The 22,724-nt window shown below is 62.8% G+C and carries 21 protein-coding genes; 12 read left to right on the forward strand and 9 right to left on the reverse strand.

Going from position 1 to position 22,724, the window contains the following annotated elements; genetic code table 11:
• Nucleotides 1–8: 8 nt before the first annotated feature.
• The 4 genes from eutC to exaC all read right to left on the reverse strand — a co-directional run bounded on the left by eutC (nucleotide 9) and on the right by exaC (nucleotide 5,506).
• Nucleotides 9–833, reverse strand: coding sequence for an ethanolamine ammonia-lyase subunit EutC (eutC, locus tag CRX69_RS07640; protein ID WP_107321808.1), 825 nt, complete (start codon nucleotides 831–833; stop codon nucleotides 9–11).
• 27 nt (nucleotides 834–860) lie between these two features.
• A complete protein-coding gene (locus CRX69_RS07645; RefSeq protein ID WP_107321809.1) occupies nucleotides 861–2,255 on the reverse strand; it encodes an ethanolamine ammonia-lyase subunit EutB in 1,395 nt (464 codons plus the stop codon).
• Between the two features lie 57 nt (nucleotides 2,256–2,312).
• Nucleotides 2,313–3,761, reverse strand: coding sequence for an ethanolamine permease (gene eat, locus CRX69_RS07650; RefSeq protein ID WP_107321810.1), 1,449 nt, complete (start codon nucleotides 3,759–3,761; stop codon nucleotides 2,313–2,315).
• A 224-nt stretch (nucleotides 3,762–3,985) separates the two neighbouring features.
• A complete protein-coding gene (exaC, locus tag CRX69_RS07655) occupies nucleotides 3,986–5,506 on the reverse strand; it encodes an acetaldehyde dehydrogenase ExaC (RefSeq protein WP_092394646.1) in 1,521 nt (506 codons plus the stop codon).
• 498 nt (nucleotides 5,507–6,004) lie between these two features.
• On the opposite strand from exaC, the gene CRX69_RS07665 reads away from it, so the two are divergent.
• From CRX69_RS07665 to CRX69_RS07680, 4 genes are all read left to right on the forward strand, one after another.
• Nucleotides 6,005–7,909: a sigma-54-dependent Fis family transcriptional regulator gene (locus CRX69_RS07665; protein WP_107321811.1), complete on the forward strand. Its 1,905-nt coding sequence runs from the start codon at nucleotides 6,005–6,007 to the stop codon at nucleotides 7,907–7,909.
• A gap of 260 nt (nucleotides 7,910–8,169) precedes the next feature.
• Nucleotides 8,170–9,519 (forward strand): UDP-N-acetylmuramate:L-alanyl-gamma-D-glutamyl-meso-diaminopimelate ligase, encoded by a 1,350-nt coding sequence (mpl, locus tag CRX69_RS07670; RefSeq protein ID WP_076383495.1) that lies wholly within the window; start codon nucleotides 8,170–8,172, stop codon nucleotides 9,517–9,519.
• Nucleotides 9,516–10,163 carry a flavin prenyltransferase UbiX gene (ubiX, locus tag CRX69_RS07675; RefSeq protein WP_047229478.1) on the forward strand — a complete coding sequence of 216 codons (648 nt, stop codon included), beginning with the start codon at nucleotides 9,516–9,518 and terminating at the stop codon, nucleotides 10,161–10,163. Before mpl ends, ubiX begins: the two co-directional genes overlap by 4 nt.
• On the forward strand, nucleotides 10,156–10,440 hold the full coding sequence (locus CRX69_RS07680) for a YceK/YidQ family lipoprotein (protein ID WP_047229479.1): 285 nt from the start codon (nucleotides 10,156–10,158) through the stop codon (nucleotides 10,438–10,440). Before ubiX ends, CRX69_RS07680 begins: the two co-directional genes overlap by 8 nt.
• Nucleotides 10,441–10,586: 146 nt before the next feature.
• On the opposite strand, the gene CRX69_RS07685 is transcribed toward CRX69_RS07680, so the two are convergent.
• From CRX69_RS07685 to CRX69_RS07695, 3 genes are all read right to left on the reverse strand, one after another.
• Nucleotides 10,587–11,228 carry an oxidoreductase gene (locus CRX69_RS07685; protein WP_047229480.1) on the reverse strand — a complete coding sequence of 214 codons (642 nt, stop codon included), beginning with the start codon at nucleotides 11,226–11,228 and terminating at the stop codon, nucleotides 10,587–10,589.
• A 27-nt stretch (nucleotides 11,229–11,255) separates the two neighbouring features.
• Nucleotides 11,256–12,974, reverse strand: coding sequence for a C13 family peptidase (locus CRX69_RS07690; RefSeq protein ID WP_107321812.1), 1,719 nt, complete (start codon nucleotides 12,972–12,974; stop codon nucleotides 11,256–11,258).
• Nucleotides 12,975–13,071: 97 nt separating this feature from the next.
• Complete coding sequence (locus CRX69_RS07695) at nucleotides 13,072–13,527, reverse strand: MaoC family dehydratase (RefSeq protein ID WP_107321813.1); 456 nt, start codon at nucleotides 13,525–13,527, stop codon at nucleotides 13,072–13,074.
• A 193-nt stretch (nucleotides 13,528–13,720) separates the two neighbouring features.
• Here CRX69_RS07695 and CRX69_RS07700 point away from each other — a divergent pair, with 193 nt between their 5' ends.
• From CRX69_RS07700 to CRX69_RS07710, 3 genes are read left to right on the forward strand one after another with little or no spacing between them, the layout of a single operon-like run.
• A complete protein-coding gene (locus CRX69_RS07700; RefSeq protein WP_047229483.1) occupies nucleotides 13,721–14,086 on the forward strand; it encodes a CidA/LrgA family protein in 366 nt (121 codons plus the stop codon).
• Complete coding sequence (locus tag CRX69_RS07705) at nucleotides 14,083–14,799, forward strand: LrgB family protein (protein WP_047229484.1); 717 nt, start codon at nucleotides 14,083–14,085, stop codon at nucleotides 14,797–14,799. Before CRX69_RS07700 ends, CRX69_RS07705 begins: the two co-directional genes overlap by 4 nt.
• A 10-nt stretch (nucleotides 14,800–14,809) precedes the next feature.
• A complete protein-coding gene (locus CRX69_RS07710) occupies nucleotides 14,810–15,400 on the forward strand; it encodes an LON peptidase substrate-binding domain-containing protein (RefSeq protein WP_047229485.1) in 591 nt (196 codons plus the stop codon).
• A 68-nt stretch (nucleotides 15,401–15,468) separates the two neighbouring features.
• On the opposite strand, the gene CRX69_RS07715 is transcribed toward CRX69_RS07710, so the two are convergent.
• Nucleotides 15,469–16,785 (reverse strand): bifunctional DedA family/phosphatase PAP2 family protein, encoded by a 1,317-nt coding sequence (locus CRX69_RS07715; RefSeq protein WP_107321814.1) that lies wholly within the window; start codon nucleotides 16,783–16,785, stop codon nucleotides 15,469–15,471.
• Nucleotides 16,786–16,942: 157 nt separating this feature from the next.
• The gene (locus CRX69_RS07720) at nucleotides 16,943–17,623 is read right to left on the reverse strand and encodes a DNA-3-methyladenine glycosylase (RefSeq protein ID WP_107321815.1); all 681 of its coding nucleotides are present in this window, start codon (nucleotides 17,621–17,623) and stop codon (nucleotides 16,943–16,945) included.
• A 186-nt stretch (nucleotides 17,624–17,809) separates the two neighbouring features.
• Between CRX69_RS07720 and CRX69_RS07725 the strand changes: the two genes are divergently transcribed.
• The 5 genes from CRX69_RS07725 to mrdA all read left to right on the forward strand — a co-directional run bounded on the left by CRX69_RS07725 (nucleotide 17,810) and on the right by mrdA (nucleotide 22,720).
• Nucleotides 17,810–19,081 carry a glutamate-5-semialdehyde dehydrogenase gene (locus CRX69_RS07725; RefSeq protein WP_047229488.1) on the forward strand — a complete coding sequence of 424 codons (1,272 nt, stop codon included), beginning with the start codon at nucleotides 17,810–17,812 and terminating at the stop codon, nucleotides 19,079–19,081.
• 1 nt (nucleotide 19,082) lies between these two features.
• Nucleotides 19,083–19,769: a nicotinate-nucleotide adenylyltransferase gene (gene nadD / locus CRX69_RS07730; RefSeq protein WP_047229489.1), complete on the forward strand. Its 687-nt coding sequence runs from the start codon at nucleotides 19,083–19,085 to the stop codon at nucleotides 19,767–19,769.
• 73 nt (nucleotides 19,770–19,842) lie between these two features.
• On the forward strand, nucleotides 19,843–20,337 hold the full coding sequence (gene rsfS / locus CRX69_RS07735; protein ID WP_014340379.1) for a ribosome silencing factor: 495 nt from the start codon (nucleotides 19,843–19,845) through the stop codon (nucleotides 20,335–20,337).
• A 9-nt stretch (nucleotides 20,338–20,346) separates the two neighbouring features.
• Nucleotides 20,347–20,814 (forward strand): 23S rRNA (pseudouridine(1915)-N(3))-methyltransferase RlmH, encoded by a 468-nt coding sequence (rlmH, locus tag CRX69_RS07740; protein WP_047229490.1) that lies wholly within the window; start codon nucleotides 20,347–20,349, stop codon nucleotides 20,812–20,814.
• A 10-nt stretch (nucleotides 20,815–20,824) separates the two neighbouring features.
• Nucleotides 20,825–22,720, forward strand: coding sequence for a penicillin-binding protein 2 (mrdA, locus tag CRX69_RS07745; protein ID WP_047229491.1), 1,896 nt, complete (start codon nucleotides 20,825–20,827; stop codon nucleotides 22,718–22,720).
• The last annotated feature ends 4 nt before the right edge of the window (nucleotides 22,721–22,724 follow it).

The raw sequence follows: 22,724 nt of genomic DNA on the forward strand, positions 1-22,724 counted from the left end.
TAAACGGATCAGCTTCGGGGCGGCATCAGTAGGAAGTTACCTTTCATATCGGCGGTGTTTTCCGAGTCTAGAGTTTGGACCTGGGCTTCGTCCTTCAGATTGACCCCCGAGAGCTGTCTGCGGCAGGCCTCGCGCATCAGGTAGATCAGGCGGTGGGCGGCCATGCCGTAGCTCAAACCTTCAAGGCGGACGTTGGAGATGCAGTTGCGATACGCATCGGTCAGGCCGACCTTGGGGTTGTAGGTGAAATACAAACCCAGGCTGTCGGGGGAACTGAGGCCGGGGCGTTCGCCGATCAGGATCACCGACATTTTTGCGCCGAGCCTCTGCGCCACCTCATCAGCCACCGCGACGCGGCCCTGTTCCACCAGAATCACTGGCGAGGTTGACCAACCATCAGCGGCGGTCTGTTCTTCCAGCCGCGCCAGGAACGGCAAGGTATGCCGATGCACCGCCAGCGCCGACAGGCCGTCGGCCACCACGATGGCCAGGTCTACGCCGCCGGGATTGGCCGCTGCGTAGTCCTCCAGGATTTGTACGGAGGACTCGTCGAGCCGTCGGCCCAGGTCCGGGCGCTGCAGGTAGCTGTTGCGGTCGCTGGCGGCGCTGTGCAGCAGCAGGCTTTCACGGCCGCGTTCGGTTAACTGTGCGCGAATGCCCTGGTGATCAAACGCCAGGTGCACCGCATCGCGGGCCTGGGCATGGGCGTACTGGAAGTCCAGTTGCGCCGAGGTTGGCAGGCTGGTGCCGGTGCGTCCCAGGGCGATGCGCGCCGGGGTGAGGTTGCGCAGATTCAGCCAAGGGTTTTGTGGATCTACAGGTTTTTTATCCATGGGCAGTTCTCTCATCCCAAATGCGGCTTATCCCAAATGAGCTAATGCGTGACGAAACGCCGGTGGCAGGTTGTCGCCGAACCGCACCCGGCCATCGGCCTGGGTGAAAATGCCCATGTTCGCCAGCCACGTTTCGAATTCCGGCGCCGGCTTCAGGCCCAGGGTCTGGCGGGCGTAGAGGGCGTCGTGGAACGAAGTGGTCTGGTAGTTGAGCATGATGTCGTCGGAGCCGGGGATGCCCATGATGAAGTTGATTCCGGCCACGCCCAGCAGGGTCAGCAGAGTGTCCATGTCGTCCTGGTCGGCTTCGGCGTGGTTTGTGTAGCAGATGTCGCAACCCATCGGCACGCCCAAAAGCTTGCCGCAGAAGTGATCTTCCAGGCCGGCGCGGATGATCTGTTTGCCGTTGTACAGGTATTCCGGGCCGATGAATCCTACAACCGTGTTCACCAAAAACGGCTTGAAATGCCGTGCGACGGCGTAGGCCCGGGTTTCGCAGGTCTGTTGATCGACACCGTGGTGGGCGTTGGCTGACAGGGCGCTGCCCTGGCCAGTTTCGAAATACATCAGGTTGTTGCCCAACGTGCCGCGATTCAGGCTCAGCCCGGCGTCGTAGCCTTCCTGCAAGATGTTCAGGTTGATGCCGAAACTGGCGTTGGCCGCTTCGGTGCCGGCGATGGACTGGAACACCAGGTCCAGGGGCACGCCACGGTTCGCCGCTTCAATGGAGGTGGTGACGTGGGTCAGCACGCAGCCTTGGGTCGGGATGTCGTAGCGCTGGATGATGGCGTCGAGCATTTCCAGCATGGCGCAGATCGACGCTGTGCTGTCGGTGGCCGGGTTGATGCCGATCATGGCGTCGCCATTGCCGAAGAGCAGGCCGTCGAGGATGCTTGCGGCGATCCCGGCGGGTTCGTCGGTGGGGTGGTTGGGTTGCAGGCGGGTCGACAGCCGCCCGCGCAGGCCGAGGGTGCCGCGAAATTTCGTCACCACGCGGATTTTCTGCGCCACCAGCACCAGATCCTGCACGCGCATGATCTTCGACACGGCGGCGACCATTTCCGGGGTCAGGCCCGGGGCCAGCGCCCGCAGGCTGTGTTCGTCGGCCGCATCGCTGAGCAGCCAGTCGCGAAAACCGCCGACGGTGAGGTGGCTGACGGCGGCGAAGGCCTGTTTATCGTGGGTGTCGACGATCAGTCGGGTGACTTCGTCGTCCTCGTAAGGAATCAGCATTTCTTGCAGGAAATGGCTGAGGGGCAGGTCGGCCAAGGCCATTTGCGCTGCTACGCGTTCGCCATCGTTGAGCGCCGCGACCTCGGCCAGAAAATCCCCGGAACGCGCCGGGCTGGCCTTGGCCATCAGGTCTTTGAGGCTGTCGAAGCGGTAGGTCTGGGCGCCGACCGTGTGTGCAAAACTGGCCATACAGGTTCTCCGTGACGGCGCCGCTGGGCGGCGCCGTGGTTTTCGGCGTTTTACAACTCAGTGCAAGGCTTCTTCAGCTTTCTGAATGGCCGCGAATTCTTCTTCGGGCGTGCCTGCTACCAAGTGATGCCGACTGTAGAACGCGAAGTAAGCAATTAACACTCCATAGATGATCGCCGCGCCGATGACCACCCGCGGATCCACCAGAAAGCCCGCTACTACGGCGATGCACGCCAGCACCAGGGCCACGCCCGAGGTGAAGATGCCGCCCGGTGTGCGGTATGGCCGGTCCATTTTGGGGCGGCGGATGCGCAGGGTGATGTGCGCGGCCATCATCAGCACGTAGGAGATGGTGGCGCCGAACACCGCCACCAGAATCAGCAGATCGCCCTGGCCGGTCAGGGACAGCCCGAAACCGATGATGCCGGGGATGATCAGCGCCAATACCGGTGCTTTGCTTTTATTGGTTTCGGAGAGCTTGCGTGGCAGGTAACCGGCGCGAGACAACGCGAAGATCTGCCGCGAGTAGGCGTAGATGATCGAGAAGAAGCTGGCGATCAGGCCCGCCAGGCCCACCAGGTTGACGAAGTTGCCCATCCAGGTCGAGCCGCCGTAGGCCTTGGCCAGGGCTTCCACCAGCGGGTTGCCCGAAGCCATCAGCGCATTGGAACCCGCACCGCCTGGGCCGATCACCAGAATCAGCAGGGCAAACGCCACCAGCACCAGCATGGCGCCGATCAGGCCGCGCGGCAGGTCGCGCTTGGGGTTCTTGGTTTCTTCAGCCGCCAGCGGTACGCCTTCCACGGCCAGGAAAAACCAGATGGCATACGGAATGGCTGCCCACACGCCGACATAGCCGAACGGCAGGAATGGGCTGGCGCCCGTGGCTGCGGTGACCGGGATGTCCAGCAGGTTGGCGACGTCGAAGTGCGGCACCATCGCCACCAGAAACACGCCCAGCGCCAGGGCAGCGACGGCGGTGATGATGAACATCAGTTTGAGCGCTTCACCCACGCCGAATATGTGGATGGCGATGAAGATGATGTAGAACGCCAGGTAGATCATCCAGCCGCCAATGCCGAATAGCGATTGGCAATACGCGCCGATGAACACGGCAATCGCCGCCGGGGCGATGGCGTATTCGATGAGGATCGCCGTGCCCGTGAGAAACCCGCCCCAGGGCCCGAATGCGCTACGGGCAAAGCCATAGCCGCCGCCGGCGGTAGGAATCATCGAGGACAGCTCGGCCAGGGAAAAGCACATGCACAGGTACATCGCGGCCATCAGCAGCGTGGCAAGAAACATCCCGCCCCAACCGCCCTGGGCCAGGCCGAAGTTCCAGCCGGCGTAGTCCCCGGAAATGACATACGCCACCCCCAGGCCCACCAGCAGGACCCAGCCCGCCGCGCCTTTTTTCAGTTCGCGTTGTTGGAAGTATTCGGAGCCGACTTTTTCAAAGTCGACCGAGGACGTTGCCGGTTGCGGGTTTGCTTGATCGCTTGGCATAAGGGTTTACCTGTTTTTATTGTTTTTTGGCCCTGTTGGAGCGGGGCTGCTCTTGGAACCGGTGTGTTGCATACAGCAGGGATGCAAGCTTGATTGTTCCCACGCTCTGCGTGGGAACACAGCCAGGGACGCTCCGCGTCCCAAAGAGCCGAACGCGGAGCGTCCGTAGAGGCGTTCCCACGCAGAGCGTGGGAACGATCGGCCGGGCACAAATTTCCCGCAGGTTAGAAGAACCCCAACGGATTGATGTCGTAGCTCACCAGCAGGTTCTTGGTCTGCTGGTAATGGTCGAGCATCATCTTGTGGGTTTCACGACCCACGCCGGACTTCTTGTAACCACCAAACGCCGCATGAGCCGGGTAGAGGTGGTAGCAGTTGGTCCAGACGCGACCGGCCTTGATCGCCCGGCCCATGCGATAGGCGCGGTTGATGTCGCGGGTCCAGAGACCGGCGCCGAGGCCGAACTCGGTGTCGTTGGCGATGGCCAGGGCTTCGGCTTCATCCTTGAAGGTGGTGATGCTCACCACCGGGCCGAAGATTTCTTCCTGGAACACGCGCATCTTGTTGGTGCCCTTGAGCAGGGTTGGCTGGATGTAATAACCCGTGGCCAGGTTGCCCTCGAGTTTTTCCACCTTGCCGCCGGTCAGCAGTTCGGCACCTTCGCCCTTGGCGATTTCCAGGTACGAAAGAATCTTGTCGAATTGCTGCTCGGACGCCTGGGCGCCGACCATGGTGTCGGTGTCCAACGGGTCGCCGCGCTTGATCTGCAGGACTTTGTTCATCACAACTTTCATGAACTCGTCGTAGATCGACTCCTGCACCAGGGCGCGGGAAGGGCAAGTGCAGACTTCACCCTGGTTGAAGAACGCCAGCACCAGGCCTTCGGCCGCTTTCTCAATGAAGCTCGGCTCGGCCTGCATGATGTCTTCGAAGAAGATGTTCGGCGACTTGCCGCCCAATTCCACGGTAGACGGGATGATGTTCTCGGCCGCGCATTTCATGATGTGCGAGCCGACCGGGGTCGAGCCGGTGAAGGCGATCTTGGCGATGCGCTTGCTGGTGGCCAGGGCTTCACCGGCTTCCTTGCCGAAGCCTTGCACCACGTTCAGTACGCCGGGCGGCAGCAGGTCGCCGATCAGCTCCATCAGCACGCAAATACCCAATGGGGTTTGCTCGGCGGGCTTGAGCACCACGCAGTTACCGGCGGCCAGGGCCGGGGCGAGTTTCCAGGCGGCCATCAGCAGCGGGAAGTTCCACGGGATGATCTGCCCGACCACGCCCAGCGGTTCATGGATGTGATAGGCCACGGTGTTGCCGTCGATCTCGGCGGCGCTGCCTTCCTGGGCGCGCAGGCAACCGGCGAAGTAACGGAAATGGTCGGCGGCCAGGGGGATGTCGGCGTTGAGGGTTTCGCGCACGGCCTTGCCGTTGTCCCAGGACTCGGTGATCGCCAGAACCTCAAGGTTCGCTTCGATGCGGTCGGCGATTTTCAGCAGGACCAGCGAACGGGCCTGGGCGGACGTGGCGCCCCAGGCATCGGCAGCGGCGTGGGCGGCGTCCAGGGCTTTTTCGATGTCTTCGGCCGTGGAGCGCGGGAATTCGGCAATGGGCTGGCCATTGACCGGGGAAGTATTGGTGAAGTACTGACCTTTGACAGGCGCGACGAACTCGCCGCCGATGTAGTTACCGTATTTGCTCTTGAACGAAACGATAGCGCCTTCAGTACCGGGGTGAGCGTAACGCATGATGAGTTCTCCTTGGCTTTTGTGCTTATACGGGAGGCCGCGCAAAATTGAGCGCTGGTAATTAAGCCTAGAGCAAAGGTCGGGCCACTGCCTTGCAGGGCCCGTAAATCAAGACTTTAGGAGCAGTTCGTCGGACAAACGGATGCCCTGCGTGACGATAGCGATACAGCGGGTGTGACAGTTTGTGCCAGATGCGAGACAGTCTGTGACTGACAGGTCGCGCCAGCATTGCAAAGGTGGGTGGGCTGGAGGATGCTGGGCCTCACCAGTTGGCCTGCCCAGCAAAGTTGTGGCGAGGGGATTTATCCCCGTTGGGCTGCGAAGCAGCCCCCAAAGCAGCCAACTCGATCAATCTGATACACCGCATGCTTAGGTTTCAGGGCTGCTTCGCAGCCCAGCGGGGATAAATCCCCTCGCCACAGGTTAAGTGTTGAACATTGGTTAAATGTTAAACAGTTGCTCCAGTGAGGCAGGTCCTTCGAGGAGAAATAATAAGAAATGCACAGCAACCACTTGAGTCGCCATGCCCAACAAGTCCTGACGGTCACCCAGGGCAAGGCCCATTTGCAGGGCCCTGGCAGCGATCCGTCGATTGCCCGTTCCTGGCTGCGCTGCCTTGAGGACTATCACCTCGACCCGGCGCAAAACCTGGCGCCGACGGTGCTTGAGCATGGCCGGGTGCTGGAAAGCCGCGAGCGCCTGCAACAGGTGTTGCACATCGCCGGCACGGAAATGACCAGCCTGCATCAACAACTCTCCGGCGCCGGCCACGCGGTGCTGCTGACTGACGCGCGCGGCGTGATCCTCAACTGTGTCACCGCCCCCAGCGAGCGCAAGATTTTCGAACGGGCCGGCCTCTGGCTCGGCGCCGACTGGAGCGAAGCCTGCGAAGGCACCAACGGCATCGGCACCTGCCTGGTGGAGCGCCAGGCCCTGACCATTCACCAGGAAGAACACTTTCGCGGCCGCCACACCGGCCTGACCTGCTCGGCCAGCCCGGTTTTCGATCCCCATGGCGAACTGCTCGCGGTGCTGGATGTGTCATCGGCCCGGCCGGACGTGTCGCGCCAGAGCCAGTTCCACACCATGGCCCTGGTCAACCTCTCGGCGAAGATGATCGAGAGCTGCTATTTCCTGCGCTGCTTCGACAATCAATGGCTGCTGCGTTTTCACTTGCAGGCCGAGTCCGTGGGGTTGTTCAGCGAGGGGCTGCTGGCGTTCGACGGCGAAGGGCGGATCAGCGCGGTCAACCAGAGCGCGCTGAACCTGTTGGGGCATATTCGCGGTGGCTTGCTGGGTCAGCGGGTGGAAGACTTTTTCGATTGTTCACTGGATGAGCTGCTCGGACGGGCCAGCACCCAGGCCAGCGCCAGTTGGCCGTTGCGCACCCGTGACGGGCGGCACTTGTTTGCCGTGTTGCGGGGGCAGCCGCGCAGTGTGCCGGTCCCGGTCGTCCCTGCGTTTAAAGCCATCGAGCCCGCCCGGTTACCGGGCATCTGCCTGGGGGATGCGGTGTTGCAAGAGCATTTTCGCAAGGCGCTGCGGGTGTTCGAGCGCGATGTGCCGCTGCTGATCCATGGCGAAACCGGCTCTGGTAAAGAAGCCTTCGCCAAAGCCGTGCATCACGCCAGCCAGCGTGCCGGGAAAAACTTCGTGGCGCTTAACTGCGCAGCCATCCCGGAAAGCCTGATCGAGAGTGAGCTGTTCGGTTATCGCGGCGGCAGCTTCACCGGTGCGCGCAAGGAAGGCATGCGCGGCAAGCTGCAACAGGCCGACGGTGGCACGCTGTTTCTGGATGAGATCGGTGACATGCCCCTGGCCTTGCAGACCCGTTTGCTGCGGGTGCTGGAAGATCGCCAAGTGGTGCCCATCGGTGGCGAACCCGAAGCGGTGAACGTGCGCATCATCAGCGCCACCCACCGTCAGTTGCTTGATCGGGTGCGCGACGGCAGTTTTCGCGAGGACTTGTACTATCGCCTCAACGGCCTGGAGATCCCTTTGCCGGCGTTGCGCGAGCGCAGCGACAAGTCCCAGTTGCTGGATTTTCTGTTGGCCGAAGAAGCGGGCGCCGAAGCAGTTGCCATCGACGAACCGGCGCGCCAGGCATTGTTGAGTTTTGATTGGCCGGGCAACGTGCGGCAACTGCGCAATGTGCTGCGCACCCTTGCTGCGTTGTGCGACGGCGGGCGGATCGGGCTGGAGGATCTGCCGGCGATGATTCGCCAGTGTCCGGTGGCGTTGGTTGAAACCGTGGCGGAACGCCCGCTGGAAGATGCCGAACGGTTGGCGCTGCTCGATGCCCTGGAGCGCCAGCGCTGGCACATGACCCACACCGCCGAACAACTGGGCATCAGCCGCAATACTCTCTACCGGAAGCTGCGCAAGCACGCCATCGCCCGCTGAACCGCGTCGCGGCCATTCGCGAGCAAGCCCGCTCCCACATTCTGACCGCATTCTTCCTGAAAGAGCTCGGTCAACTGTGGGAGCGAGCCTGCTCGCGATGGCGGCAGCACATTCAGCATCGATGCAAACTGACCCACCGCTATCGCGAGCAAGCTCGCTCCCACAGAGGATTTGCGCTGTCCTGATGGTTGCAGTTCGAAACACAAGGTGCGATTTCCCCCTCCCTACGCTAACCTGCGGCCATGTTTACGAGGTCGACTATGCACATCCATATTCTCGGTATTTGCGGCACTTTCATGGGCTCGATGGCGGTATTGGCCAAGGAGCTGGGCCATCACGTGACCGGTTCCGACGCCAACGTCTACCCGCCGATGAGCACGCAGCTGGAGGCCCAGGGCATTGAGCTGACCCAAGGCTACGACCCGGCGCAACTGGACCCCGCGCCGGACCTGGTGGTCATCGGCAACGCCATGTCCCGTGGCAATCCGGCGGTTGAATACGTGCTCAACAAAGGCCTGCCTTATGTGTCCGGCCCGCAATGGCTGGCCGATCATGTGTTGCAGGGCCGTTGGGTCCTGGCCGTGGCCGGCACCCATGGCAAGACCACCACCAGCAGCATGCTCGCCTGGGTGCTGGAACACGCGGGCATGAGCCCAGGCTTCCTGATCGGCGGCGTGCCGCAGAATTTCTCGGTGTCGGCGCGCCTGGGTGGTACGCCGTTCTTCGTGATCGAGGCCGATGAATACGACAGCGCGTTCTTCGACAAACGTTCGAAGTTTGTCCACTACCGCCCGCGCACCGCGATCCTCAACAACCTTGAGTTCGATCACGCCGACATTTTCCCCGATCTGCCGGCCATCGAGCGGCAGTTCCACCATTTGGTGCGCACCATTCCAAGTGAAGGCCTGGTCATCCATCCGACCACCGAGCCCGCGTTGCAGCGGGTGATCGAAATGGGTTGCTGGACCCCGGTGCAAACCACTGGCGCCGGCGGGCAGTGGCAAGTGAAGTTGCTCAAGGATGACGGTTCGCAGTTCGAAGTCATGTTCGAAGGCGTGGCCCAAGGTGTGGTCGATTGGGACATGACCGGCCAGCACAACGTCGCCAACGCCCTGGCGACCCTGGCGGCGGCCCGTCATGTCGGCGTGGTGCCGTCCATGGGCATTGCCGCGCTGAGTGCGTTCAAAAGCGTGAAGCGGCGGATGGAAAAGGTCGCGGAAGTGCGCGGCATCACCATCTATGACGACTTCGCCCACCACCCGACGGCCATCGCCACCACCCTCGACGGTTTGCGCAAGCGCATCGGCGATGCACCGCTGATTGCCATCATCGAGCCGCGTTCCAACTCCATGAAACTCGGCGCCCACCGCGACGGCCTGCCGGAAAGCGTGGTGGATGCCGATCAGGTGATCTGGTACGCACCGGCCAACCTGGGCTGGGACCTGGGCGCCACCGCCGCGTTGTGCACGGTGCCGTCGATTGTCAGCGATTCCCTGGAAGGCATCATCGAGCGCGTGAAGAGCCAGGCCCAGCCCGGTACTCACGTGGTGATCATGAGCAACGGCGGCTTCGGCGGCCTGCACGGCAAGCTGGCCGAGGCACTGAAATGAACACGCGCCTGGAGAGCAACGGCCCCGACCGCATCACCCTGGCCATGACCGGTGCTTCCGGCGCCCAGTACGGCTTGCGCCTGCTCGATTGCCTGGTGCGGGAAGACCGCGAGGTGCATTTCCTCATCTCCAAGGCGGCGCAATTGGTGATGGCCACCGAGACCGACGTCACCCTGCCGGCCAAGACCCAGATGATGCAGGCCTTCCTCACCGAATACACCGGTGCGGCGGCGGGGCAGATACGTGTGTATGGCAAGGAAGACTGGATGTCGCCGGTGGCCTCGGGCTCCGGGGCGCCGGCGGCGATGGTGGTGGTGCCGTGTTCCACCGGTACGCTCTCGGCGATTGCCACCGGTGCCTGCAACAACCTGATCGAGCGCGCCGCCGACGTGACGCTCAAGGAGCGTCGCCAGTTGATCCTGGTGCCGCGTGAGGCGCCGTATTCGAGTATTCATCTGGAGCACATGCTCAAGCTGTCGAACATGGGCGTGACGATTCTGCCGGCCTCTCCGGGTTTTTATCACCAGCCACAGACTATCGATGACCTGATCGATTTTGTGGTCGCGCGGATTCTCAATCTGCTGAACATCCCCCAGGACATGCTGCCGCGCTGGGGCGAGTACCATTTGAGCAGTGATGAATAAGCTGCTGGTGGTGCTGCTGGCGCTGCAACTGACCGGCTGCGCCACCGCCCGTACCCTGGACGCCGCCAAACCCGGCGCGCCGGTGGTGTATGCGGGCACGCGCCTGGACTTGTATGCGCTTAACGGTGGCTGTTGCGCCAAGGACCGCTTTGGCGCCGAAGCGCCGCGTTACCCAGGCGTGGATCTGCCGGCCAGTGCGTTGCTCGATACCTTGTTATTGCCGTTGTCGTTGCTGACGGTGATTGGCGTGGGGTTTCAGGCTACGGGTGGGTTGTAACCAGCGCTACAATCCAACATGGATGTAAGCTGGGCCACCGCTATCGCGAGCAGGCTCGCTCCCACATTGGTACGCATTCCTTCTGAAGAACTCGGTCAACTGTGGGAGCGAGCCTGCTCGCGATGGCGTCCGCCCAGGCGCCGCAATTATTTGCCCAACTTACGCAACTCATCCGACTCCACCACCCGCACCCCTTCCTGTTCTTCCAGGGCCAGGCGCCACATGGCGCGGGCCAGTTGGCAGGCTTCGATGCCGTGGTACTTGCCGGGGATCAGCCTCGACAAGGGGCCGGCCAATTGTTCGGCCAACCGCGGTTCGGTGCGTTCGCCCAGTAGCAGGGAAGGGCGGCAGAGGGTCAGCTGTGGCCAGTCCTGGGCCTTGAGGGCGGCTTCCATTTCGCCTTTGACCCGGTTGTAGAAAATCGAAGAACTCGGGTCAGCCCCCAGCGCGCTGATCACGATCAGGTGCCTTGCGCCCAGCTCCCGGGCGCGCTTGGCGAAGGCCACCACCAGGTCCAGGTCCACCGCGCGAAACGCCTGTTCTGAACCGGCCTTCTTGATGGTCGTGCCAAGGCAGCAGAATGCGATGTCCACCTGGCCACTGAGGCGGGGCAGCAGTTCGGCTGTTTCACCGACCGGGTTTTCCAGGTGTGGATGCTCGGCCAGCGGCCGGCGTGAAGGCGCCAATACACGTGTGATGGTCGGCTCGTTGAGCAGCCGGTCCAGTAGATGTTCCCCGGTCAACCCGGAAGCTCCGGCAAGCAAAACATGCTGAGGCGTCAAGTACATAGTGTTTCCCCCTTGATACGATTCAGCTTAGTTGCTCTTTTGGGCCTCGTCGTTCAATGCCGTACTTTGTAATGCTTTTCGCGCCTGTTGCTTGCGCAATAGCTGCCAATGGGAAAGGACGGTCCTGGGCGCCCAGATCTGCGGCTCGGAGGCTTCGAAATTGTCCGCCTGTTCTCGCTCGGCCACGGTGGCCTTGGCACGCTTGAAGGCTTGCTCAAGATCGTCGGTCTGGTTCAGTGCCTGGGCGAACAGCGCGTCGCCGAAGTAGGTGAAGTTGGCCTCCTCGGAGCAGCCGAACGACACCCGATCGGCGCGGGAAGCGGTCATGATCAAGGTGCGTTCATCCTTGAGCGCCGGGATGAAGCCGCCGGAGTAACAGGCTGAAATCACCACGATCTTGTCGCGATCCTTCAGCGGCGCCAGCACCACGGCCAGTTCATCGGCGGGCAGGTCGGCCAGTTCCATGCGCGGCTGGTCGAGCACCAGTTCGTGTTCGCTGGTGCCGTGGCTGGTCAGGTAGATGAAGATCAGGTCTTCCGGGCCGCTGCGTTCGGCCAGGGCGCTGGCGGCGCGGCGCAGGCTTTCGCGAGTGGCCATGGGCCGGTCACCGAGGTGATCGCGGTGGTTGACCAGGCGGATCTGGCCGAACGCGCCAAAACGGCTGGTGAGCATGTTGGCGACATAGTCGGACTCGCGCAGGAACACACTCTGCTTGCCGTCGCCGCCCACCGTCAGGCTGTACAGCTCCACCGCGGGCGTCGAGGCCGGGATATTGGCCAGGGCATTTTCCAACAGGCGCCCCTGGGCCAAAAGGCCGAGCTCGAGCACATCCGGCAGTAGCCGCCCGCCAGCGTCGCGTACTCGCAGGCCGTTGGCCCAGGTGCCGCTTTGCACGGTGCCATCGGTCAGCGCCAGGGTGCCGCGCCCGTGGTAGGTGTCGTTCTCGAACTGGCCGATATAAAAGCTGCCGTCGGGCAGGTTCAGCCGGCCCTCGCCGCTAAAGCGCCAGTCATTGAATTGACCGAGGTAGTGGCTGCCGTCGGCACCGATCAGTTGGCCCTTGCCGGTGAGCGCGCCTTCCCTGAACTGGCCGATCCAGACATCGCCGTCGGCATTTTCATAACGACCGCGACCGCTGAGCTGGTTGTTCTTGAACCCGCCGATGTAGACGTCGCCCTCGGCGCTGTTGAAGGTGCCTTTGCCCTGGAGCTGGCCGTCGACGAAATTGCCGGTGAACTGGTTGCCGCTGGCGTCGAAGCGCTGGCCTTCGCCGTTGGGTTTGCCGTTGACGAACGGCCCCTGGTATTGGCTGCCGTCCTCAAGCTCCAGGCGCCCGAAGCCGGAATAGCGGTCGGCCTTGAATTCGCCGCGGTAGACCATGCCGTGTTCCTTGAGCGTACCTTCACCGTCGCGCCGGCCTTGCTTGAAGCCGCCGGTGTAGCTGCTGGTGGGCGTGGTCAGGCTACCCTGGCCGTTGAACAGGCCCTGCTGGAACTGGCCGCGATAGACCTCGCCATTGCTGCCGTGCCATTCCCCGGTGCCGTGCCACTGGCCTTTGTCGAACTGCCCGGCGTACCAACTGCCGTTGGGGTAGTCGACACGCCCCTGGCCTTGCAGCAAACCGTCCACCAGGTCGCCGCGATAGCGTCCGCCGTCGGGCAGGCGCGCGTCGGGAGGCAACAGCGATTCGCCGTCGCCGCAAGCGGTGAGCAGCAGGGTCAGGGCCAAAGGGAGAAATGAGCGCATAACGGGATCCAGATAATCAGGTCACGAGTATGCCGTAGCAATGCGCGTCAGGAGAAGCGATGCGAAACTGCCGCAGCGGCTTCGCATCCGCGAGGGGCTACACGAAGCAGAGCGACAGGGGCTCAGCGATGTAGGCCGGTTTGTCCGAACCTTCGATTTCCAGGGTGGCGATGGCCTTGAGCAGCCATTGGCCGGGTTTCTTCTCGGTCACGTCCACCAGGTCGACCTTGAGGCGGACCTTGGAGTCGACTTTCACGGGCTGGATGAAGCGCACGCTGTCCAGCCCGTAGTTGACGACCATCTTCACGCCTTCGGGCAGGATCAGGATGTCTTCCATGAGCTTGGGCATCAGCGACAGCGACAGGAAACCGTGGGCGATGGTGCTGCCGAACGGTGTCTGCGCGGCCTTGACCGGATCGACGTGGATGAACTGAAAGTCGCCAGTGGCTTCGGCGAACAGGTTAATGCGATCCTGATCGATGGTAAGCCATTCGGAACGTCCAAGTTCCTTGCCGACATAATCTTTGAGCGCTGCAACGGGAACGTAGGGCATTGAGACTCTCCTTGGGTTCATCGGTTTTGTCTTTTTTGGAACGGGGATCGGCGTCCCCGGAGAACCACTGTAGATCAACATGACGGGCAGGGCAGGTCATCGACCATGCTTTTTACGAATGCCGACCCATAGCGCGGGCGTGCTTATAATGCGCGCGCATTGTTTGCGTACGTGTTGCTGGGGAGGATGAAGGATGTTGCTACGGGGCCTGACCTGGCTGGTGCTGTTCCAATTGCTGGGCACCGCCATCAATCATTTGTTCCTGCCGGTGCTGCCGGGGCCGATCATTGGCCTGCTGTTGCTGCTGGGCTATCTGGTCATCCGTGGTGAAGTCGGCGAGCCATTGAACCTGGCGGCCGGCAGCCTGCTGCGCTACTTGCCGTTGCTGCTGGTGCCGCCAGCGGTGGGGGTGATGGTGTACGCCCGGGCCATCGCTGCCGATTTCTGGGCCATTGTCGGTGCGTTGGTGCTGTCGTTGATCCTGTCCATGGCGTTTACCGGTGTGCTGATGCAACGCCTGGCCCGGCGTCACGCCCCCGAGTCGGAGGATGGGCAATGATGCTTGACTGGCAGGGCGCCTGGAGTTCGGTGATCCATCATCCGCTGTTCGGTATCGGCATCACCCTGGGCGCCTATCAACTGGTGCTGGCGGCGTTCGAAAAGACCCGCTGGGTGTTTCTGCAGCCGGTGCTGATGTCGATGTTGCTGCTGATCGGTGTGCTGGTCGGCTGCGGCATCAGCTACGCCGAGTACCGTGAGAGCACGGAAATTCTCAGCATTCTGCTGGGGCCGGCCACCGTCGCGCTGGCGGTGCCCTTGTACCTGAACCTGCGACGGATCCGGCAATTGTTCTGGCCGATTTTTACTACGCTGGTGATAGGCGGGGTGTTCGCCACGGGCTCTGCGGTGGTGTTGGGCTGGGCTTTTGGCGCCGAACACATGATCCTGATGACCATGGCGCCCAAGTCGGTGACTTCACCGATCGCCATGCTGGTGGCCGAGCAGATCGGCGGCGTAGCGGCCATGGCGGCGGTGTTTGTGTTGATCACCGGGGTGCTCGGGGCGATTCTGGGCCCGAGCATTCTGACTAGGCTTGGGGTCCATAGCCCTGAAGCCCGTGGCATGGCCCTGGGCCTGACCGCTCACGCGGTCGGCACGTCCGTGGCGTTGCAGGAAAGCGAAGAGTCCGGCGCCTTTGCGGCGCTGGCGATGAGTCTGATGGGCGTGGCCACGGCGGTGTTGCTGCCGTTGGTGGTGTCGATGACGGTTTAAGGAACTGCTTATGAGCTTGCCGCTTTTCCCGTTGAACACGGTACTGTTCCCCGGTTGCATCCTCGATTTGCAGATTTTCGAGGCGCGTTACCTCGATATGATCGGTCGCTGCATGAAAATGGGCGAGGGGTTCGGCGTGGTGTGCATCCTCGATGGCGAGGAAGTCGGTATCGCCCCCGACGGCTTTGCGCGGGTGGGCTGTGAAGCGCGAATCACCGATTTCTCCCAGCAGGACAACGGGCTGCTGGGCATTCGTGTGCAGGGTGGACGACGTTTTATCGTGCACAGCAGCAGTGTCCAGGCCGATCAACTGACCGTCGCTGAAGTCGAGTGGCTGGAGGATGAGCCGGAACAACCGCTGCAGGATGAGGATGCCGACCTGGTGGCGCTGCTCAAGGCCCTGGCCGAACACCCGATGGTCGAGGCCCTGAACATGGGCACCGAAGCCACCGGCCAGCAGTCGCTCGCCAATCAACTGGCCTACCTGCTGCCCTTCAATGAACTGGACAAGCTCGACCTGCTGCAACTCGATGATCCTCAGCAGCGGCTGGATGCAATCCAGGCGTTGCTTGATGAGTTGCAGGGCGAACTGTTCGCCTGAGGCGCTAATCACTGACCAGGCTGATCTCTTGTGGGAGCGAGCTTGCTCGCGATAGCTGGCTGCCGGCCTCAATAGGCATACCGCAGCATCCCATTGGGCAGGTGGCGCAGTGCGAAGAAGCTGAATGCCGCCACCATCGCCGGCAGAATCAACCACCAGATTTTCGGCGGCATGGCCGGCAGCGGGGTCTGGCGCTGGCTCAGCCAGAGCATCGCTGCGCAGACACAGGCGGCGAGCATGGCGCCGGCGACGATGTCGCTCGGCCAATGGGCACCCAGATACACCCGCGACAGGGCAATGGCCAACGCCGGCAAACAGCCCAGCAACAGCCAGGTCAGGCGCAGGCGTGGCGGTTGCCCGCGACCGGCCAGGATGGCCAGCGCCAGGAACAGGGCAAAGGCGCCGGAGGCATGACCGCTGGGCATGCTGTAGCTGGTCAGCGGCTCGCTCAGGACTTCCGGGCGTACACGGGCGAAAAAGTGCTTGGTGCCGGTATTGGCCAATGCGGTGAACAGCATCGTGGCCCCGGCAAAGATTGCCTGGCGCCATTGGCGCGCCAGCAATAGCAACCCGGTCAGCAGGGCGCTGAAAATCAGCATGTAGTGGAATTCGCCGATCAGCGTGAAGGTCACGGCGATTTCGTCCATTGTCGGGCTGCGATGTTCCTGGACCAGCGCCACCAGCCCCTGATCGAAAGCTGTGAGGTAGCGAAAGCCGATGAACAGCCCGATCAGGATCACCAGGCCCAGACCTGCGATCAGCGCTGAGGCATGTCGATGGCGCCGCAGGCTGCTGTTGACGCTCAATGCGATCATCACCGCGATGCTGCCAATCACGACACCGGCCTGTGGCCAGAAACCCTCGGGCAACGGCAGGCGGATCGCTGCGCCAGTGGCCCAGCCGGGCAGCAGGTACGCCACGCTCCAGCCGGCGGCGGCCAACAGGCTGACGGCGGCGAAGCGCGGGAAGGGCATGTCGAACATCCCGGCCACCATCGGCAACATGGGTCGCAGCGGGCCAATGAAGCGCCCTACCAGCAGGCTGGCGATGCCGTAGCGCTGGAAATAGCTTTCCGCCGCGCTCATCCATTCGGGGTGATGCCGCAGCCCCGGCAGGCGCCGGATGTTCTGGTGAAAATGCCTGCCCAGGAAATACGACACCAAGTCCCCCAGCAAACCGCCCAGCAGGCCCAGCAGCAAAGTCTCGCCCAGGGACAACGCGCCGCTGCCGGCCAGGACCGCGACCGCAAACAACAGCACCGTACCCGGCACGAGCAACCCAGCGATGGCCAGGCACTCTACACAGGCAACGATAAACACCGCCGCCGCCAGCCATTGCGGGTTGGCGGTCAGCCAGCCAGTGATGCTATCGAGCCATGGGCCCATAAAAACAACTCCATTTCCATTGAGCATTAAGCGGCATGCATTTTTTACTGTGGGAGCGAGCCTGCTCGCGATAGCGGTGTATCAGCCAACCTCTGATTCGACTGACCTGGCGCCATCGCGAGCAGGCTCGCTCCCACAGGGTTGGGCAGTGTGGCGTTCAGGAAAGCAAAAAATAATCCCGCCCTTCGACCTGTCCGCGACGCAGCGGGTTCCGCGTGCACCAGGGTGCGTAGGCCGCGTCGACGAAGCGGTAGAGCAGGTGTTCATCCCGTCCCAGTGGGATGCCCAGGCGGGTAGTCTGGATCACGTTGACTGTCGGCACGCCCACGTCTTCCACCAGCAAGCGTTCCGGGTCGAAGCGTTTGGCATCCCACTGCGGCACTTTCAGCCCCAGGGCCTTGCACAACAACGTCTGGCCGGCGCAAAGCTTTTGCGAGGGGCGCGGGCGGCCTTGGGCGTCGGGGTTGTTGAGCAGCATCTGCGCCAGGCTCGCCGGGCCGGAAACAGTATCGACCCACGGGTATGCCGATTTGATCAGCACCGCATTGCCGGGGCCATGGGCGCTGAAATTCAGCGAATCGCCACCCCGGGCGTAATACATATAGATGTGGCCGCCATCCAGAAACAAAGCCTTACGTTTTTCCGTGTAGCCCAGCGAAGCGTGGCTGCCCTTTTCAGCGAAGTAATAGGCTTCGGTTTCGATGATCCGCGCGCTGAGCCACAGGTCACCGACCTTGTGGCGAATGACTTTGCCCAGCAGGTCACGGGCGAGCACCTGGGCATCGCGATCAAAAAAACTGTCCGGCAGGGCGTTTGGCAGTGGGGGCGAATCGGTCATGGCGTGAGACGAAGGGAGGCCAAAGGAAGCGCGATGATAGCAATGGAAAGCTTAATCGGCGCTGAACAGCGACTATTTGTACAGGTTTTGCTCTTCCGCCGGTCACCACTGTGAGTCCACGCTGTTAGTCGAGGGATACGACAGCTATAATCTGCCGCTTTCCCCTTTGCCAAGACCACACAGACCATGACTGAGTCCGTTCTTGACTACATGACCCGCCTGGGTCGCGCCGCTCGCCAGGCGTCGCGCATCATCGGCCGTGCCAGCACCGCGCAGAAAAACCGCGCCCTGCTGGCCGCCGCCAATGCGCTGGACGCCGCTCGCGCCGAGTTGTCCGCCGCCAATGAGCTGGACCTGGCCGCCGGCCGGGCCAACGGCCTCGAGCCGGCCATGCTCGAACGCCTGGCGCTGACCCCGGCACGCATCGACGGCATGATCGTCGGTCTGCGCCAGGTCGCGGCGCTGCCGGACCCGGTCGGGGCCATCCGGGACATGAGCTATCGGCCGTCGGGTATCCAGGTCGGCAAGATGCGCGTGCCCCTGGGCGTGGTCGGCATCATCTACGAGTCGCGGCCGAACGTGACCATCGATGCTGCGAGCCTGTGCCTGAAGTCGGGTAACGCGACCATCCTGCGCGGTGGTTCCGAGGCCATTCATTCCAACCGCGCGATTGCCGCCTGCATCCAGCGCGGTCTGGCCGAAGCCGATCTGCCGGCGGCCGTGGTGCAAGTGGTGGAAACCACCGACCGCGCCGCGGTCGGCGCACTGATCACCATGCCCGAGTTCGTCGACGTCATCGTGCCCCGTGGCGGCAAGGGCCTGATCGAACGGGTCAGCCGCGACGCCCGCGTGCCGGTGATCAAGCACCTGGACGGCATCTGCCACGTTTACGTCAGTGCCCACGCCGAGTTGCCCAAAGCCCAGCGCATTGCCTTCAACGCCAAGACTTACCGCTATGGTATCTGCGGCGCGATGGAAACCCTGCTGGTGGACCAGGCCGTTGCCCAGGACTTCCTGCCGGCGATGGCCGCCCAGTTCCGCGAAAAAGGCGTCGAGCTGCGCGGTTGCCAACGCACCCGGGCAATCATTGAGGCGGCCGAGGCCACCGAAGAAGACTGGAACACCGAGTACCTGGCGCCGATCCTGTCGATCCGCGTGGTCGACGGGCTGGACCAGGCCATCGAGCACATCAATCGCCATGGTTCCCACCACACCGACTCCATCGTCAGCGAACACCAGGGTGAAACCCGGCGTTTCGTGGCCGAAGTGGACTCGGCGTCGGTGATGATCAACACCCCGACCTGTTTCGCCGACGGCTTCGAATACGGATTGGGTGCCGAGATCGGCATTTCTACTGATAAGCTGCACGCCCGTGGCCCGGTGGGCCTCGAAGGCTTGACCTGCGAGAAGTACATCGTGGTCGGTGACGGCCAGTTGCGCGGACAGGAGCCGGTCTGACTTGGGCGACCTTGACCCGTCAGCCGCAGTGACGACGACAACTGCGCCCCAGCGCATCGGTATCCTGGGCGGCACGTTCGACCCAGTGCACATCGGCCACTTGCGCGGTGCGCTGGAAGTCGCCGATGCCCTGGCCCTCGATGAGCTACGCCTGACGCCCAGCGCCAGGCCGCCTCACCGGGATACGCCGCAGGTATCGGCCCAGGACCGTCTGGCGATGGTCGAGTGCGCGGTGGCCGGTGTGGCGCCGTTGGTGGTGGACGCCCGCGAATTGCTGCGGGACAAACCGTCCTACACCATTGATACCCTGGAGCTGATGCGCGCCGAACTGGCCGCCGATGCCCAGGTTTTTCTGCTTTTGGGCTGGGACGCATTTTGCGGCCTGCCCACTTGGCATCGCTGGGAAGAGTTGCTCCAGCATTGCCACATCCTGGTGTTGCAACGCCCGGATGCCGACAGCGAGCCGCCGGATGCCTTGCGCAACCTGCTGGCGGCGCGTTCGGTGAGCGACCCGCTGGCCCTGAAAGGGCCGAGCGGACAGATTGCATTCGTCTGGCAGACGCCGCTCGCGGTATCCGCCACCCAGATCCGTCAACTGCTGGCCAGCGGTAAGTCGGTACGTTTCCTGGTGCCCGACGCGGTCCTGGCCTACATCGATGCGCACGGGCTGTACCGTGCGTCGAACTGAAAAAAGGGCGCGCTTCAAGGCACGTGAATGCGTGTAGCGAAGCGCCCGAACATACGAGCAAAACGAGTTTTATATGACTGACAAAGACGTAAACAAAGTAAAGCGCAAGGGCACATTCAAGAGCGCCCCGCTTCCCGTAGAAGCTCATACTGGCGTGGTACTGGCCGGCGAAGAGCTGGTCAAGGTTGCCGTGGCGGCCCTGGAAGACGTCAAGGCCCAAGACATCCAGGTGATCGACGTTCGCGAGAAGCAGAGCATCACGGACTACATGATCATCGCCACCGGTACCTCCAACCGCCAGATCGGCGCGATGCTGGATAAGGTTCGCGAAGCGGTCAAGGCCCAGGGCGTCAAGCCGCTGGGTGAAGAAGGCAAGGGCGACAGCGACTGGGTGTTGCTGGATATGGACGACGTCATCGTGCACATGATGACCGCCTCGGCGCGCCAGTTCTATGACCTGGAGCGCCTGTGGGCCGGTGCCGAGCAAAGCCGTTCGGCCAGCGCCGCGCACCACAGCCCGGAAAACACCCATGAGCATTTCACCAAGCTCAACAAAGACCAGCAATAAGGGATCGCTGTGCGACTGCGCCTGATCGCCGTCGGTTCCCGCATGCCCAAGTGGGTGGAAGAAGGCTGGCATGAATATGCCAAGCGTCTTCCTTCCGAGCTGGCCCTGGAACTGGTGGAAATTCCGCTCAACACCCGCGGCAAGAACGCCGATGTGGCGCGCTTTATCCGTCAGGAAGGCGAAGCCATGCTGGCCAAGGTCGGGCCGAACGAGCGGATCGTCACGCTCGAAGTGCACGGCAAGCCCTGGAGCACCGAGCAACTGGCGGTCGAGCTCGATCGCTGGCGGCTGGACGCGCGCACGGTCAACTTCATGGTGGGTGGCCCGGAAGGGTTGGCACCGGAAGTCTGTGCCCGGGCCGATCAACGCTGGTCGTTGTCGCCTTTGACGTTGCCGCACCCGCTGGTGCGGATTCTGATCGGCGAACAGTTGTATCGTGCCTGGACAGTCCTGTCCGGGCACCCTTACCACAAGTAATCCTGCCCTCATGCCTCAGCCGATCCGCATCAAGGACCACGAAAAAGACGCCCGCCTGGTGCGTGGTCGCGTCGTGTTCGGTGCAATTGCGGTCGTGGCGCTGATTGGTGTGCTGATCGCGCGCCTGTATTTCCTCCAGGTGATTCAGTACGAGTACCACTCGACCCTGTCGGAAAACAATCGCGTGCATGTGCAGCCGATTCCGCCGACTCGCGGGTTGATTTTCGACCGCAACGGCGTGGTGGTGGCCGATAACCGGCCCAGCTTCAGCCTGAGCATGACCCGTGAGCGTTCCGGGGATTGGCAGAAGGTGCTCGACGTGATCGTCGAAGTGCTGCAACTGACCCCCGAGGACCGGGCGATTTTCGAGAAGCGCATGCGCCAGGGCCGGCGCCCGTTCGAGCCGGTGCCGATCCTGTTCGAGCTGACCGAAGAGCAGATCGCCCTGATCGCCGTGAACCAGTTCCGCCTGCCGGGCGTTGAAGTGGTGGCGCAGTTGGTGCGTCACTACCCCCAAGGCGCGCACTTCGCCCATTCGGTGGGCTACATGGGGCGGATCAACGAAAAAGAGCTCAAGAACCTCGACCCGGTCAATTACAGCGGTACCCACCACATCGGCAAGACCGGCATCGAGCGCTTCTACGAGGCCGAACTGCACGGCCAGGTGGGCTACGAGGAAGTCGAGACCAATGCCCGTGGCCGCGTGTTGCGGGTGCTCAAGCGCACCGACCCGATCCCCGGCAAGGACATCGTCCTGAGCCTGGACATCAAATTGCAGGAAGCCGCCGAAGCGGCGTTGGGCGGCCGGCGCGGCGCTGTCGTGGCGCTGGACCCGAACACCGGCGAGGTCCTGGCGATGGTCAGCCAGCCGAGTTTCGACCCGAACCTGTTCGTCACTGGCATCAGTTTCAAGGCCTATGCCGAGTTGCGCGATTCCATCGATCGGCCACTGTTCAATCGCGTGCTGCGCGGCCTCTATCCGCCGGGTTCGACCATCAAGCCGGCGGTGGCCATTGCCGGGCTGGACGCGGGTGTGATCACCGCTTCCAGCCGGGTCTACGACCCCGGTTATTACCAACTGCCGAACTACGACCACAAGTACCGCAACTGGAATCGCTCCGGCGACGGGTACGTGGATCTGGAAACGGCGATCATGCGGTCCAACGACACCTACTTCTATGACCTGGCCCACAAGCTGGGGATCGACCGGCTGGCGTCCTACATGGGCAAGTTCGGTCTCGGTCAGAAAGTGTCCCTGGACATGTTCGAAGAGTCGCCGGGCCTGATGCCATCCCGCGAGTGGAAGCGGGCGACCCGCCGCCAGCCGTGGTTCCCGGGTGAGACGTTGATCCTGGGGATCGGCCAGGGCTACATGCAGGCGACGCCGCTGCAACTGGCCCAGGCCACAGCCCTGGTGGCGAGCAAAGGCAAGTGGTATCGCCCGCATCTGGCCAAGACCATCGAAGGCCAGAAGCCCGTGGACCCCAACCCGGTGCCGGACATCATCCTGCGTAATCCGTCGGACTGGCAGAAGGTCAATATCGGCATGCAGCAGGTGATGCACGGCGCCCGGGGCACCGCGCGCAAGGCTGCCATCGGCGCGCAATACCGGATTGCCGGCAAGAGTGGTACGGCCCAGGTGGTCGCGATCAAGCAGGGCGAGAAGTACGACCGTTCCAAGGTTCAGGAGCGCCACCGCGACCACGCCTTGTTCGTCGGTTTCGCACCGGCCGAAAACCCGAAGATCGTCGTGTCGGTGATGGTCGAGAACGGCGAGTCCGGCTCCGGCGTTGCCGCGCCGGTGGTGCGCCAGATCATGGACGCCTGGCTGCTGGATGAACACGGCCAGCTCAAGCCCGAATACGCAAGCCCCATCACTGCGGAGGCTACGGCCCGTGAAGAATAATTTC

The organism is Pseudomonas rhizophila (assembly GCF_003033885.1).
Lineage (GTDB): Bacteria > Pseudomonadota > Gammaproteobacteria > Pseudomonadales > Pseudomonadaceae > Aquipseudomonas > Aquipseudomonas rhizophila.